The organism is Holophagales bacterium, from assembly GCA_016699405.1.
Lineage (GTDB): Bacteria > Acidobacteriota > Thermoanaerobaculia > Multivoradales > JAGPDF01 > JAAYLR01.
In genome coordinates, this window is record CP064972.1 from 737,674 (window position 1) to 751,507 (window position 13,834).

Annotated in this window: 13 protein-coding genes; 2 read left to right on the plus strand and 11 right to left on the minus strand. The window is 72.1% G+C overall.

Annotated features, from left to right (window positions below; all coding sequences use genetic code 11):
- Window positions 1-2: 2 nt before the first annotated feature.
- The 4 genes from IPJ17_03085 to IPJ17_03100 all read right to left on the minus strand — a co-directional run bounded on the left by IPJ17_03085 (window position 3) and on the right by IPJ17_03100 (window position 2,843).
- On the minus strand, window positions 3-569 hold the full coding sequence (locus IPJ17_03085; GenBank protein QQR74590.1) for a hypothetical protein: 567 nt from the start codon (window positions 567-569) through the stop codon (window positions 3-5).
- 254 nt (window positions 570-823) lie between these two features.
- Entirely contained in the window at window positions 824-1,405 is a 582-nt protein-coding gene (locus IPJ17_03090) for a metal-dependent hydrolase (protein ID QQR74591.1), read from the minus strand.
- Window positions 1,406-1,516: 111 nt separating this feature from the next.
- Window positions 1,517-2,224: a methyltransferase domain-containing protein gene (locus tag IPJ17_03095; protein QQR74592.1), complete on the minus strand. Its 708-nt coding sequence runs from the start codon at window positions 2,222-2,224 to the stop codon at window positions 1,517-1,519.
- 151 nt (window positions 2,225-2,375) lie between these two features.
- A complete protein-coding gene (locus IPJ17_03100) occupies window positions 2,376-2,843 on the minus strand; it encodes a prolyl oligopeptidase family serine peptidase (GenBank protein ID QQR74593.1) in 468 nt (155 codons plus the stop codon).
- On the opposite strand from IPJ17_03100, the gene IPJ17_03105 reads away from it, so the two are divergent.
- Window positions 2,836-3,753, plus strand: coding sequence for a pirin family protein (locus tag IPJ17_03105; protein ID QQR74594.1), 918 nt, complete (start codon window positions 2,836-2,838; stop codon window positions 3,751-3,753). The two genes, IPJ17_03100 and IPJ17_03105, sit on opposite strands and share 8 nt — an antisense overlap.
- A gap of 21 nt (window positions 3,754-3,774) precedes the next feature.
- Here IPJ17_03105 and IPJ17_03110 read toward each other — a convergent pair whose 3' ends face one another.
- Entirely contained in the window at window positions 3,775-4,284 is a 510-nt protein-coding gene (locus tag IPJ17_03110; GenBank protein ID QQR74595.1) for a heme-binding domain-containing protein, read from the minus strand.
- 75 nt (window positions 4,285-4,359) lie between these two features.
- Here IPJ17_03110 and IPJ17_03115 point away from each other — a divergent pair, with 75 nt between their 5' ends.
- Window positions 4,360-5,220 carry a hypothetical protein gene (locus tag IPJ17_03115; GenBank protein ID QQR74596.1) on the plus strand — a complete coding sequence of 287 codons (861 nt, stop codon included), beginning with the start codon at window positions 4,360-4,362 and terminating at the stop codon, window positions 5,218-5,220.
- A 28-nt stretch (window positions 5,221-5,248) separates the two neighbouring features.
- On the opposite strand, the gene IPJ17_03120 is transcribed toward IPJ17_03115, so the two are convergent.
- The 6 genes from IPJ17_03120 to IPJ17_03145 form a co-directional block, all read right to left on the minus strand.
- Window positions 5,249-7,429 carry a hypothetical protein gene (locus IPJ17_03120; protein ID QQR74597.1) on the minus strand — a complete coding sequence of 727 codons (2,181 nt, stop codon included), beginning with the start codon at window positions 7,427-7,429 and terminating at the stop codon, window positions 5,249-5,251.
- A 68-nt stretch (window positions 7,430-7,497) separates the two neighbouring features.
- Complete coding sequence (amrB, locus tag IPJ17_03125) at window positions 7,498-9,084, minus strand: AmmeMemoRadiSam system protein B (protein QQR74598.1); 1,587 nt, start codon at window positions 9,082-9,084, stop codon at window positions 7,498-7,500.
- Between the two features lies 1 nt (window position 9,085).
- Window positions 9,086-10,312, minus strand: coding sequence for an AmmeMemoRadiSam system radical SAM enzyme (gene amrS, locus IPJ17_03130; protein QQR74599.1), 1,227 nt, complete (start codon window positions 10,310-10,312; stop codon window positions 9,086-9,088).
- Between the two features lie 99 nt (window positions 10,313-10,411).
- On the minus strand, window positions 10,412-11,287 hold the full coding sequence (locus IPJ17_03135; protein QQR74600.1) for a hypothetical protein: 876 nt from the start codon (window positions 11,285-11,287) through the stop codon (window positions 10,412-10,414).
- A 73-nt stretch (window positions 11,288-11,360) separates the two neighbouring features.
- Window positions 11,361-12,368 carry a cysteine synthase family protein gene (locus tag IPJ17_03140; protein QQR74601.1) on the minus strand — a complete coding sequence of 336 codons (1,008 nt, stop codon included), beginning with the start codon at window positions 12,366-12,368 and terminating at the stop codon, window positions 11,361-11,363.
- Window positions 12,369-12,417: 49 nt separating this feature from the next.
- Window positions 12,418-13,707 carry a hypothetical protein gene (locus IPJ17_03145; protein ID QQR74602.1) on the minus strand — a complete coding sequence of 430 codons (1,290 nt, stop codon included), beginning with the start codon at window positions 13,705-13,707 and terminating at the stop codon, window positions 12,418-12,420.
- Window positions 13,708-13,834 lie beyond the last annotated feature (127 nt).

Sequence of the window (13,834 nt, forward strand, 5' to 3'; positions counted from 1 at the left end):
CTTCAGCGCGACGGCTTCGTGCCTGCACTGACGATCGCCCGTTGCAGAGCGTCATAGTGCAGGTGCACCGCAACGCCACCAGCGACCGCGAGGCCGATGAACGCCAGCCCGATCACGCGAGCCGGCGTCGGCTGGTCGGTGAGGTAGTGGTGCCAAACCCAGATGACGAACACCAAGCCGGCGACCTGGAAGAGCATGGATGGGAACCAGCTGCGCAGGCTGCGCGGCGTGATGGTGGCGAGGAAGTTGGGTCGGTGTTGCTGCCCGCTGGCTTCGTAGATGAGCGGGTAGAGCACCTGGTAGCGGTAACGGAGATGCTCCAAGAGCTCCATCCAGAGACTCTGCAACCAAAGGGAACCCAGCGCGTAGGCCGCCAGGAAGATGAGACTCACGGCCGCGGGGTCGACGGTCGTTTCGCGCTCTCGTGTCGTCACCACCATGAAGACACCGATGGCGGCCGGCATCACCGTGCCGAAGCCAGCGTAGATCGCCCCGTAGAGACGCTGGATGGCCTCGTGAAGATTGGCGCTCTCGTGGAGGAGAGCCTCGAGCTTCGCATCGTCAGCCACGGCCGATTCTCCTGGCGGCAAGCATCCGTCGTGAGCCGTCCAGGGGCGCCACCGAAGGCCGCCCCAGGGGGCCGCTGCAACACGGAGAGTCGCTTCCCCTTCGACTCGCCCGGCATCCGGAGTGACGATGCCGTCGCGGAGGGGAGCGCGGCTCTTTGGAAACGGGAATCCGCGGGGAGCCTACGAGCATCGCTCACTTCCGGCAAGCAGCGGCCGCCGAGCGGACGACAGACCGAGGCGCTGCCCGCACAACGCTAGACCCGACGCTGGATCTGCCGCCACCGCCCACGAACGGCCGCGACGAAGGCTCTGTGCGCCCGGTCACTGAAGAGGCTGACCGGCGAGTGTGCGACCGTTGTCGCTCGCACGAAGGCCAAGACGAGAAGACCGAAGGTGAGGGCGAGATTCGGCCACGCATTGAGGGCCCATTGTCCGGACCACGAAACGGTGACTGCCTCGGAGAAGAGTCCGAGGTAGTGGATCGGCCAGATGTCGTCGGCTGTCGGCCCGCGCGAGCCGAGGAGATCGGCAACCAGATGCAGGTGAACTACTGCAAGGCTCCAGAGGAAGGCGCGCACGCGACGCCGCGCGAAGGCGAGGCCGAGGACGGGGAACAGGAGCGCCGCAGGCAGACCGTGAAGCACGACGTGGTGAAAGCGGCCGTAGTACGCGGGATCGGCCCATCCAAGAAGGTGACAAGCCGTGTCGCCGAGCGCTCCGAGCCCGTCGAGGTCGGGAGCCGCACCGACCCACGCGACCACGGCGCGGTCTCGCTCGTCGAGAGCCGAGGCTTCGGCGAGTGACCAGGACGCGAGGAGGTGGGTGATGGGATTCACGGCGGCGCGCCGGATTCGGACGGCCCGCGGGCCGGCGGCCCAAGCGCCGCGCGGCCTTCCCGGCTTCAAGTTCTACGAAGCCCGCTCGCGTTTCGCTTCTTGCTCTGCCCGCTACTCGCTCGCCGTGGAGACGGTCCTGTCGCCTTCCGGCCGCCGCGACTCGCTCGCAGCGTCGACGGGCCCTTCCGGCACCCACGTCCCCGTCGCCAGGAACATCCAGCCGAAGAAGTACTCGCGGACTTCGATGTCGCGGAGCTCGGTCGCGACCGCCGACCACGGCGCATCGGTGGGAACAGGGGTCGACGCGAACGACAGGCGCGGCATCATCGTTCGGAGCAGTCCATTCAGCACCCAGCCACCGCGTCGGCGCGACGTCTTCGCTCCGAACAAGGCGACGCGCGCACCGGGACGGAGCACCGGTCGCAGGTTCGCCCACGCGGCGTCCGAAGCGTAGACGTCGGGGGCCGCAAACATCAGGGCGCCGTCGAACACTCCCGCAAGCTCCGCCCGCTCGGCAGGCGCCACCACCACTCGCACATTGGTCCAGCCGTGGCGCTCGATCCGGCGGGTGGCGAGGGCGGCGACCCGGGCGCTGATCTCCACTCCGATCGCCTCGCCACTCGGCCCCACGGCCGCACGCAGGAACGGCAAACTCCCCCCGGGGCCGCAACCGAGGTCGAGGGCGCGGTCGCCGGCGCGAAGATGAAGGGCGTCCACCGCCCGTGCCCGGACTGGCTTGATGAATCCGAAATCGAAGTCCGGAAAGGGTCGCAGCAACCGCGACAACAGGCGGAAGTAGAGGGGCGTGTCGGCGGGCATCGTGCCTTCCTCCTTCGCCAGACGTCTTCAGCTCAAGCGAACCGACGCCGGCCCCGCAGAGGCTCCGCGACGGGCCTCGCGCCGTCCCCGATGTCCCGAGGATGCACCGGCAGAGCTGGGCGCGACGACGATGGTTCCGCTGCGTCGCACTCTACTTCGACAATACGCCCGCGCTCTCGAGCCACCGTTCCACGAGCCCCGTCCAGTGCGTGATCGGCGCATCGGTCGCTCGCAGGCCGAAGGCGTGTCCACCATTGACGAAGACGTGCATCTCCGCGGGAACGCCGGCCTTGCGGAGCGCCGCATCGTAGACGAGCAAGTTCTCAACCGGGTCGACGGGATCGTCTTCGGCGTGCAGGAGGAAGGTGAGGGAGGTTCGCGCGAGTCTGCCGGACGAATTCACTTGCGAGCAGGCTTCCGGTGCCAGCGGCAAGGCCGAGCACTGCGACAAGAATGAAGCAGCAGCTTCCTCAATTCGCCACCCGCATCGTCGCGGTCGGCTATCCCTCGCACACGCGACACCCCGACTCGGAGATTGCCACCACTCCCACCCTAGCCATCCTCCCCCGTCCCCCCTAGACTCGGCGCCAGCCGACAACGGGAGGTCTTCCATGTCCATTCGACCGGTCAAGCGGTTGGTTCAAGCGACTCCGACGCGGGAGGGGGCTGGGGTGCACCTGCGGCGGGCGTTCGGGTTCGGGGATACGGCGGAGACGGATCCGTTCCTGCTCTTCGACGACTTCCGCAACGACGATCCGGAGCGCTATCGCGCCGGCTTTCCGTGGCATCCGCATCGCGGGATCGAGACCATCACCTACGTGCTCGCCGGCACCGTCGAGCACGGCGACAGCCTCGGCAACCGCGGGGCGATCGGCGCGGGCGACGTGCAGTGGATGACCGCCGGGAGCGGCATCGTGCACCAGGAGATGCCGCAGGGCGACCCGGTCGGACGGATGCACGGCTTCCAGCTCTGGGCGAACCTGCCGTCGGCGCTCAAGATGACGACGCCGCGCTACCAGGACGTCGCCGCCGGCGACATCCCCGAAGTCGTCGACGACGACGGCACGACGGCGCGCATCCTCTGCGGCTCCTTCTGGGGCAAGACCGGACCGGTCGACGGCATCGCCGCCGATCCGCGCTATCTCGACATCTTCGTGCCGCCGGGGCGGACGAAGCGGCTGGCGGTCGACGTCGGTCTGCACGCCTTCGCCTACGTCTTCGCCGGCTCCGGCAGCTTCCGCGACGCCTCGCCGCCGCGCCCGGTGCGCACGGAGGCCGTCGGTGAGCCCGTCGCCGGCGAAGGGCGCGCGCTCGCCGACGAGGCCGACAACCGCAGCCTGGTAATCTTCGACCGCGGCGACGAGGTCGTCGTGCGGGCAGGCGAGGAAGGGATTCGCTTCCTGCTCGTCTCCGGCAAGCCGATCGAGGAGCCGGTCGCCTGGTACGGGCCGATCGTGATGAACACGCGCGCCGAGCTCGAGACGGCGTTCGCCGAGCTGCAGGCGGGGACCTTCCTCAAGCGCGGCTGACGGGCGCGGGCGCGCCGGCGCTCAGTCGTGCCGGTCGTGCTCGCGCTGCTCTCCGGAGTCGTGCTCGGCGCCAGCGGCGCTCGCACCCGCCGCCCCGCCGGACGGCGCGGCCTCGGCCCAGAGGCGGAGCTGCTCGACGTCGGCGGGGCTCAACCGCGCCTCCGAGTGCAGCGGCAGGTAGATGGGGAGCGGCATGTCGCCGCGCGCCGCCTCCTTCCAGGCCTTGCGGCGGAGCTTGGCGCGATCCTGTTCGTCGTAGCGATCCCAGGCGGAGAAGTTCAGATGCTCGCGCCCCTCGGCGACGTCGTGCGCCACGAGGAAGGAGATCGGCGCGACGGCGCTGTACGACGGCCAGACCGTCTCGTGCGAATGGCAGTCGAAGCAGGCGCGCCGCAGGATCGACATCACCGCCGGGGGCGCCGACACTGTCTCGCTGGCGGGAGGATTCGAGCGGTCGACCGGGAGGAGCTGCAGGGCGACGAGCGCGGCGGCGACGGCGCCGAGCAGGACGAGAGCGGTGCGCTTGCTCATGGCCGGCCATCCTATCGGACGGCGCGCCGGTGCCGGCGATTGCATTCCGCCGCAACGCGGCTATCCTGAAGGGCGATGGACCTCGTTCCAGGGAGCGTCGTGGCGCTCTTCGATCGCCTGCAACGGCGCTGGGACGACCCGCGCCAGCAGCGCCTCGTCGGCTCCCTGCTCGTCGCCTCCTTCGCCGCCGCGCTCGCGGCGATCGAGGCACGCCGCCAGGGCTGGCTGCCCGACGCGCTCGCCGCCCAGCTCCCGGCAAGCCACTTCCACGCCGTCTCGCTCGCCTTCACCTTGCTGCTGCTCTTCGAGGTGATCGGCGTCGTCTTCTCGCTCGCCCACTCGGTGTCCGAATCGGTCGGCAAGCAGTTCGAGATCTTCTCGCTGATCCTCTTGCGCCAGACCTTCAAGGAGCTCACCACCTTCACCGAGCCGGTGGGCTGGGACGAGGTGCGCACGTCGATCGGACGGATGGCCTCCGACGCCTTCGGGGCACTGGCCGTCTTCGCCCTGCTCTGGCTCTTCTACCGCATCCAGCGCCACCGGCCGATCACTGCCGACGCCCACGAACGGGAGCACTTCGTGGCGACGAAGAAGGGGCTGGCGTTGCTGCTGCTCGGCTGCTTCGCCGCGATCGCCGCCGACGATCTGCGCGACGTGCTCACCGGCGGTGAGGGCTACAACTTCTTCGTCGCCTTCTACACCCTGCTGATCTTCAGCGACATCCTGCTGGTGCTCGTCTCGCTGCGCTACAGCTCGACCTACCCGGTCGTCTTCCGCAACTCCGGCTTCGCGGCGGCGACCGTCTTCCTGCGCCTGGCGCTCACCGCGCCGCCGTACCTCAACGCCGCCATCGGCCTCGCCTCGGCGCTCTTCATCTGCGGCCTGACGGCGGTCTACAACCGTTACGCGACGACGGTCGACCCGCACGCGACCTGAGCCGTCGCGACATCCTTCGGGGGCGACGTCAACCCTCCGAGCCCGCCAGGAGCGGGCCGAGCGCGAGCGCAGCGGCGGCGAGCAGGAGCCCGGTCGCCGCGAGACCGAAGAGCGGCACGAGGACGAGCGTTCCGGCGAGCGCGCCGCAGGCGCCGCCCCCGAGGTCCGCGGCGTAGATCGAGCCGATCTCCCCCGCCGCCGCTTCGCTTCCACCGCTCGCGCAAGCGAAGAGCCCGCCCGTTCCTGCACCCGCGACGGCGAGCAGCAGGAGGGCGAGCGGCAGACCCGTCCAGGTCGGCAGCGAGAGCGTCTGCCCGGCGAGAAGCGAGGTGACGACGAGACCGGCGATCAGCCCCCATCCCGCGACCCGCCCGCGCCGGCGTCGAGCACGAGCGACGCCCGCCGCTCCCACGGCGAGGCCGGCCATGAAGGCGGTGAGGAGAAGGCCGAGATCCTGATAGAGCACGCCATGACGGACCTGGTAGGCGAGGATCAGCACCCCTTCGAGGAGCATGCCGAGAGCGCCGGCGGCCGCGGCGAGGAGCATCCGCCGCCGGCGGTCGCGCCGCCGCGCCCAGAGGATGGCCCCTGCCGCGAACAACCCCAGGACGGCGACCGCGAGGAGCGGCGCCGCGCTCGCCCCCGCGCCTGCCCCGGCGGGCCATTCGAGCCAGGCGAGCGCCGGGTCGAAGCGCGCCAGCCAGAGCAGCAGCGTGTACGAGTAGCAGATCGGCCGCCCGTCGCGGTTCTCCGGCGCGCGGTTCGTCGCGAGCTCGCGCTCCAGACTCTCGCGACGGTCGTTGGTGACGAGGTAGCGCAGGTAGGGAGGCGTGACCAGACGCGGCGCGACGCCGCGCTCGGCGAGGCGTGAGGCGAGCCGCTCCGGGTCGAGCGAGAGGGGGGTGCGCGAGGCGAGCAGCACGGTCGTCGTCCCCGGGAGCGCCAGGACCGAGGGGAAGACCGCGGCGAGGGCACGACGGATGCTCGCCGTGCGCCGCGCGAGCGCCGGGGTGAGCAGGTTCTCGCTGCCGCGCAGGCGGAGCGCCAGCACCCCGGCGTCGCCGAGGCGAAGGTTGCACGCGGCGAAGAACTCGCGGGTGTAGACGCGGTTGGCCTGTGCCGAGTCGGGCTCCGGCATCGCCACGACGAGGAGGTCGAAACGCTCGCCCGCCTCCGCCAGGCCGGCTAGCGCAGTGCGCGGATCGGCGTGGGTGAGACGCACGGCTGGGTCGGCGAGCGCGTCACGCGTTCGCGGCGGCAGGAGCGGCAGCACCTCGGCGAGCAACGCGGTGTCGACCTCGACGACCCGGAGCTCGCGTGGATGGTGGGCGAGAAGCTCGGGCACCAACCCCTCGACCACCCCGCCGAAGAGGAGGATGCGCTCGGGCCGCGCCACCTCGAGCGCGGCGAGATGGGCCAGCTCCTCGGCCGCGACGCTCTCGCTCTCCCCAGCGAGGGCATCGTTGACGTAGACCACCACCTGGCCGCCGGCGGCGGTGACGCTCACGCGGCCGTACGGCGTGTCGCGCGTCGCGACGAGCGCCGGATGGTTCCAACCGGTGAGGGTGCGGTCGAGCGCGCCGGACTGGGCGAGCGCCGCGAGAAGCGCGACCGCGAGCGGCACGGTGGCCGCGACCCACGCGCCTCGCCGGGGCGCCGGGCGAGGCGGTGGCGAGCGCGGCGAGAGCCCGACCGCGACGAGCGCGAGGAGGGCGGCGAAGAGGGCCGTCGTGAGATTGCTCGCGCCGGCGGCGAGGAGCAGCGTGGCGAGCGCGCCGCCACCGAGCCCGCCGGCGCTCTCGACGGCGTAGGCCGCGGCGAGCGTGCGCGGTGGTGCTCCCTCGCTCCCACCGGCAAGATGGAGCCGCGCCGCTCGTTCGAAGAGCAGGCCGCCGAGTGCGCCGACCGGGAGCAGCACGAGGGCGAGGCCGGCGAGCTGCTCGCCGAACGGCAGGTAGGCCCCGGGCGTGCCGCCGAAGAGCCGGCGCAACCGCCGCGCCAGCGTCAACGCGGCAGGCAGCGCGACCGCGAAGGCGAGGAAGGCGACCCGCAGGTGTGCCCCCCGCGCCGCTCCGCATCTCCGGCCGGCGAACGACCCGAGGGCCGAGCCGCCGAGCAGCACCGCCAGGGCAAGCAACGCCACCAGCTCGCTGCCGAACGAAGCGACGAGCAGCTCGCGCAGCAGGACGACCTGGCCGAGCAGCGTCACGAGGCCGACCGCGAAGAGTGCGACGACGGTTTCGCCGCGCTTCGGCGGCGGGCCTGGCGGGAGGACGCTCAGCCCGGCCCCTTCTCGCCGAAGACCTCCGCGCGGAAGGTCGAGAGCTTGGCGCCCTGGCGCCAGCAGTTGCTCGCCAGACCCGCCTTCGCGCAGAGGTGGCCGAGCATCTCGTCGCGCTCCCACCCCTGCTCCGGGGCGACCTGCGGCAGGAAGACCGCGCGATGCCCGTCCAGGTCGAGCATCACGCCGTCGCGGCCGACGACGATCGCTCCCGGGCCGGGGATCGGCGTGAACGGCGAGAGCACCGAGATCTCGAGCTCGAGCCCGGCGAGCTCGTCCGGTCGAACCGGCGGGAAGCGGTGATCCTCGAGCGCAGCGGAGATCGCCATCCGCGCCACGGTCAGGGCGAGCGGCGTGTCCTCGGCCATGTGGCCGATGCAGCCACGCAGCTCGCCGTGCTGTTTCCAGGTCACGAACGCACCCTGATTGCGACGTAAGACCGCGCCCTCCGGGCGCGGCAGGGGCAGCGTCCCGGTCGCAAACCAGCGCTCGACCGTGCGGCGCGCGAGTGCGAGCAGGGTCTGGCGATCGGCGGGAGAGAGCTCAGCCTCCGACTTGGCTGGTGCGGTCGTCGTCACGCTTGCGGCCGGCTTCGCTTCGTTCTCCCTCGGCAGCGGCGGACCGGCGTCGAACACCACCGCGCCGTAGCCGACGACGCGGTCGCGCTCGCCGGCCACCGTGTCGCCCGAGTTTGCGTAGCTCACCACCCGGCCGCGCGTCGCCCCCATCCCGCGCGCCGCCGCCATCGCTGCGAGGATCGCCCCCTGACCGCAGGCGGCGGTGACGAGGGCCGGCCCCCCGCTGCGCTCGATGCGCGCGAGCTCGCGCGAGGCCTCGGCCGGGTCGAGCGTGGCGATCGCCGCCAGCGCGCGGGTATCGGCCTCGACCGCCGCGTCGGCGGCGGGATAGTGCGAGAGATCCGAGGAGGCGACGACGAGCGCACGCCGTCCGGCGAGAGCGCGGGCAAGGAGCTCGCCGAAGCGCGCCGCGCGATGCGCGTCCGAGCTGCCGACCACCGCGGTGACGACGCGAGCGTGGGGGAAGACCACCTGCACGAACGGCAGTTGCACCTCTTCGGAGTGCTCGCTCGTGTGCGCGGCCGGGTCGAAGCGCACGAGACCGTCCTCGCCGCCGAGGGCGAGCAGTTGCCGCGCCAGCGCGGTGTCGGCCTCGATCCGTCCGAGCGGCGTGCGGTAGGCCGTCGCCTGCTGCACCGAGACGCCGGGGAACGCGGGGACCGTGTGGTTCGTGCCGAGGACGACGACGACCTCGACCTCGAAGCCCGTCGCCTGGCGGTAGGCATCGGCGGCGATCGGGCCGGAGAAGAGGAGCCCGGCGTGCGGCGCGAGGAGGGCGAGCGGTCGCACCGGCGCTCCGGCCGGCGGCGGCAAGGCGTCGGCGAGATACGCCTCGACGGCGGCGCGGAGGCGGGTCGGGTCGGCGGGGTAGAACTTCCCCGCCACCGCCGGCGGGCGCTCACCCGGCGCCGCGGGCTCCGGCGCGCTCGCCGCAGGCGCGAGCGTGATCGCGCCGAGCCCCAGGAGTGCAGACACGGCGAGGGCGCGCACGCGACGGTGGCTCATCTCAGCTCCAGACCCCGGCGAGCTTCGTGCCGCAGAAAGCGCAAGCGCCGTCCTTCAGGTGCAGCGCGGTAAGGAAAATGCCGCTGCGCTCGATGCAGACCTTGCCGCAGTGCGGGCAGGTGGTGTGCGCTCCCGGATGGCCGGGCACGTTGCCGACGTAGGCGTAGCGCACGCCGGCGGCGAGCGCCAGCTCGCGGGCGCGCTCGAGCGTCGAGACGGGGGTCGGCGGGAGGTTCTGCAACTGGTAGTCGGGGTGGAAGCGGCTGAAGTGGAGCGGCACGTCGGGCCCGAGCTCGCCGGCGACCCAGCGCACCAGCTCGCCGAGCATCCCGTCCGCGTCGTTGAGCGTCGGCACGACCAGGTTGACGATCTCGAGGTGGCGGCCGGCCCGGGCGATCTGCCGGATGCTGCGCAGCACCGGGGCGAGCTCGGCGCCGGAGACGTCGCGGTAGAACGCCGGGGCGTAGCCCTTGAGGTCGATCTTGATCGCGTCGAGCACCTCGATCATCTCGGCGAGCGGCGCCTCGTTCATGAAGCCACAGGAGACGAGCACCGAGCGCAACCCGCGCCGGCGCGCCGCGCGTGCGACATCGACGAGGTACTCGGTGAAGACCGTCGGCTCGTTGTAGGTGAAGGCGACGATCGGCGCGCTGCGCCCCGTGGCCCGCGCGACCAGCGCCTCCGGCGTGGCGCTCGCTCCGCCGTGGTCCTCGGGCGAGGATTGGGAGATCTCCCAGTTCTGGCAGAAGCGGCAGCGCAGTGGGCAGCCCGCAGTGCCGAAGGAGTAGGCCGCCGATCCGGGGAGGAAGTGGAAGAACGGCTTCTTTTCGATCGGATCGACGTGCTCGGCGACCGGGTGGCCGTAGACGAGACTGCGCAGCTCCCCGCGCACGACGACCCGCGCGCGGCAGCGGCCGCGCTCACCCTCGCGCAGCACGCAGGCGTGAGCGCAGAGCAGACACTGGACCGCTGCCGGACGGTGGCGGTGGGGCGCCTCGGCGGGCGGCGACGCATGACAGTCGCGGCAGGAGGCCTCCGGAGCGTCGGCGGAGACCCAGTAGCGCGCCACCGGGGCCCGGGCGATCCGCCCCGCGAGGGGATCGCCGCCGTCCGCTTCGGCCGCGGCAAGCGCCCAGGACGCGGGCAGGAGCGGTGCGACACCCGCCGCCAGCCCGCCGCGGGTGGCGAGCTCGAGCACCTCGCGGCGGGTCCACCCGGCGCCTGCCATGCGCTCCGCTCTCCCCGGGGCGCGAAAGACGCCCCGCCCTGCACGGTAGGAGCCGCGCCCGGGCCTGTCAAGCGCCGGGCGCGCTCCGCGCGCGGGGGGTCAGCTGCAGCTCAGGGCCGAGGTGTCCTGGAGCGGCGCGGCCGGGTTGAGGTCCGGATTGGTGTAGGTCTTCGTCGCCCCGGTCTGCAGGTCGACGATGGTCACCGTGAAGCCGACGTTGGTCCCCGCCGAGTAGTAGACCCAGCGCTTGCCATTCAGGCCGCAGCCGTCGAGCACCTTGATGAGCAACTCCGGGTTGTCGGCGCCGAAGAACCAGAAGAGGCCGCCCTTGGTGACCCCGAGGCTGGTGAGCGGAATGGCGCGACCCGAACCGGAGAGGCCCCCGCCCTGGACCGTGCTGTAGGTGACCCGGATGCGGAAGCGCCCCTCGATGCAGAGGGTCGTCGAGTCGGGCGTGCAGGTCGTTCCGGCGCCGGGTGTCGAGCCGGTCAGACTGTAGACGAGCCCGCTGGCGATCATCGTGTCGGCGAAGTTGCCCTCTGCCGTCGGGGCGAAGCGGAAGTCCATGATGAGCTGCTGATTGGCCGAGAGGCTCACCGGGAAGCTCACGGCGGTGCCGGTGCAGTCGCCGCTGCCGTTGATCGGCCCGGTGTGGCGCCGCAGGTTGATCACCGAGAACGGTGCGGCGAGCGCCTCGTCGAGAGTCACCGTGCCGGACGAGGTGCAGTTGTCGCCCCAGCAGATGTAGTAGCACTGCTTGAGCGAGGAGCTGCCGACCGAGGTGGTTGGAAAGCTCACCGCACGATCGTTGATCCGGGGCACCAGCCAGGAGGTCGGCCCGTCGCCGTCGGCGCGGAGGGCGACGTCGCCGTCGGCCGGCAACGAGCCGAGGAAGACCGGGTCCTGGGCGAGCGCCGGAACGGTCAGGGTGAGCGCCGCCACGGCGGCGAGTGCCACGAGGTTACGAGCGCGCATGGGTCTCTCCTTTTCGCCAGAGAATCGTGGCGTCAGGGTAACACCGCGGCGGGAATCCGGGAGCGCGGCAGCGTCAACTCGCGACCGCGGCGGGCTCGGCGTCGAGCAGGCCGTGGCGCCGCATCCAGTCGTCGCTGTAGAGCGTGCTGAGGTAGCGCGTGCCGGAGTCGCAGAAGAGGGTGGCGATGCGCGCCGGCGACTCGAGCCGGGCGGCAACCTGCCGCACACCCCAGAGCGCGGCGCCCGACGAGCCGCCGCAGAAGAGCCCTTCGAGCCGGGCGAGATCGCGTGCCGCCAGCAGCGCCTCGCGGTCGGTGGCTTGCAGCATGTCGTCGAGTCGCTCGAACTCCGGGCAGCCGATGACCTCCTCGTCCCCCAGACCCTCGACGAGGTAGCGGTGCGGGCGGCCGGTGCGGCCGGTCCTGAAGAACTCGGTGAAGACCGAGCCGGCGATGTCGACCGCCACGACGCGGACCTTCGGGTCGCGTTCCTTGAGGTAGCGGGCGACGCCCGAGACGGTGCCGCCGGTGCCGATCCCGGCCACGAAGTAGTCGAGCCGTCCCTCCATCTGCTCCCAGATCTCCGGGCCGGTCGAGCGATAGTGCGCTTCGTTGTTGGTGCGGTCGTTGTGCTGGTCGGGGAAGAAGGCCCCGGGGATCGTCGCCGCGAGCTCGCGCGCCTTGCGGTTGTAGCTCTCCGGGTGCTCGGGCGGCAGGTTCCCGTCGACCAGCACCAGCTCGACACCCATGGCGCGGAGCGAGTCGAGCTTCTCGCGGCTCGTCTGGCGCCGCACCACCATGACGCAGCGCAGACCGTGCTCGACCGCCATCATCGCCAGACCCATCGCGGTGTTGCCCGACGAGGCCTCGACCACCGTGCCGCCAGGCTGCAGCCGCCCGTCGGCGAGCGCCTGTTCGATCATGAACCGCGCGATCCGGTCCTTGACGCTGCCCATCGGGTTCATGAACTCGCACTTGGCGAAGACCTCGCCGGCGAAGCCGGGCACCGCCCGGCGCAGACGCACGAGCGGCGTACCGCCCACCGCGTCGGAGAGCTTGTCGAAAACGCGTCGCGGACTCATCGTCCGCAGGATACCAAGCCGCCCGCCGCGGTCGCGGCGTTTCCGCCGGTCAATCGGCGAAGCGCCAGAGCCAGATCGTCCCCCAGCGACCGCCCGTGGCGAGGTCGGCGCCGGGGGGATCCGAACGATCGAGGAAGGCGAAGCAACAGCCCGCGCCGATTCGCCCGCGCCGGCGACCGTGGCGATCCCGGAAAGCGAGGCTCCAAGCGGGGCCGCGCTCTGTCGGCCGCCAGCCGTCGCACAAGACGGCGCCGAGGGTCTCGCCGCCTGGGTCGAAGCCGAGTTGCTCGATCTGGCCGGCGACGACAGCGTGCCATCCGGGCGAGCCGTCGGCGGCATGGAGCGCGACCGCTCCGGCGCAGCCGACGGCCATGTCGCCGTTCACCGGATGGAGGGTGGCCGCCGTCGGTTGTTCGAAGGCGATGCGCCGGCTCTCGCCGCAGGCGAGGTCGAGCCGCTCGATGCCGTCGACTCGGCACAGCAGGGCGATCGGCTCCGGCCCGAGCGCGGCGAGGGTGGTCCCCGTCTCGCCGGCGACCGTGCCCCGCGAGGCGAGCTCCCGGCCCTCGTCGACGGCGACGAGCGTGATCGAGCTCGCGAATCCGGCCGCCAGGGCAAGCGTGCTCCCGTTCGGCGAGAGCCAGAGATCGATCGCGTCGCCGCTCTGGCGGTCCCAGGAGAAACCGGCGCGACGGAAGACCCGGCGCCCGCTGGCGATCTCCCAGACCGAGATCGCCGCCGCGCCACTCGTCCCTTCGAGGAGTGCCAGCCGCGTCGCGGTGACCGCCGCGACGCCGCCCGGCGGCAGCGCCAGCTCGGTCGGCGGGCGGCGATCGGTGAGGTCGATCGCCCGCGCCCGCTCGCCGGGCCCACGCCGAACCCACCAGCCGGCCCCGAACCCGTCGTCGCGCGGCGGACGGGCCCGCTCGCTCGCGGAGTCGAGGTCCCAGAGGACGGGCGTCGGTTCGATCGCGTCGCTCAGCAGCAGACCCGGAGCCTCGGCGCCGAGGTGGCGGACTTCGCTGTCGTGCCCTTCGAGCGCGCCGCGCGGGACGAGCCCTTCGTGCTCGGGAGCGAGCGCACGCCACCCCTCCCCACCGCGGCGGTCGATCTCGGCGCGTGCCGCGCGGCGGAGGTGGGCGACCGGGAGCGGACCGAGGCCGGAGAAGCGCGAGCAGGAGAGGTTGTGCAGTCCGGCGACGCGGTCGAGCAGCTCGTCCGGGAGGCGTTCCGCCACGCTGCGCAGCCGGACGGCGAGCCGCTCGGCGGCGCTCTCCGCCCGCCGCGGGTCGCCGAGCGCCGCGAGCGCCCTCTCGAGGTCGGAGACGAGGTCGTTCATCCTCTCCTCCCGGATTCCCGGCGAGGATACGCCCGCCCCCCGGCAAGGCGCGGTGCTACCATCCGCGGAGCTTTCCGGAAAACGCCGCGCACCGGTCGCACGATGCCCACCCCGAGCCCGCGGGACG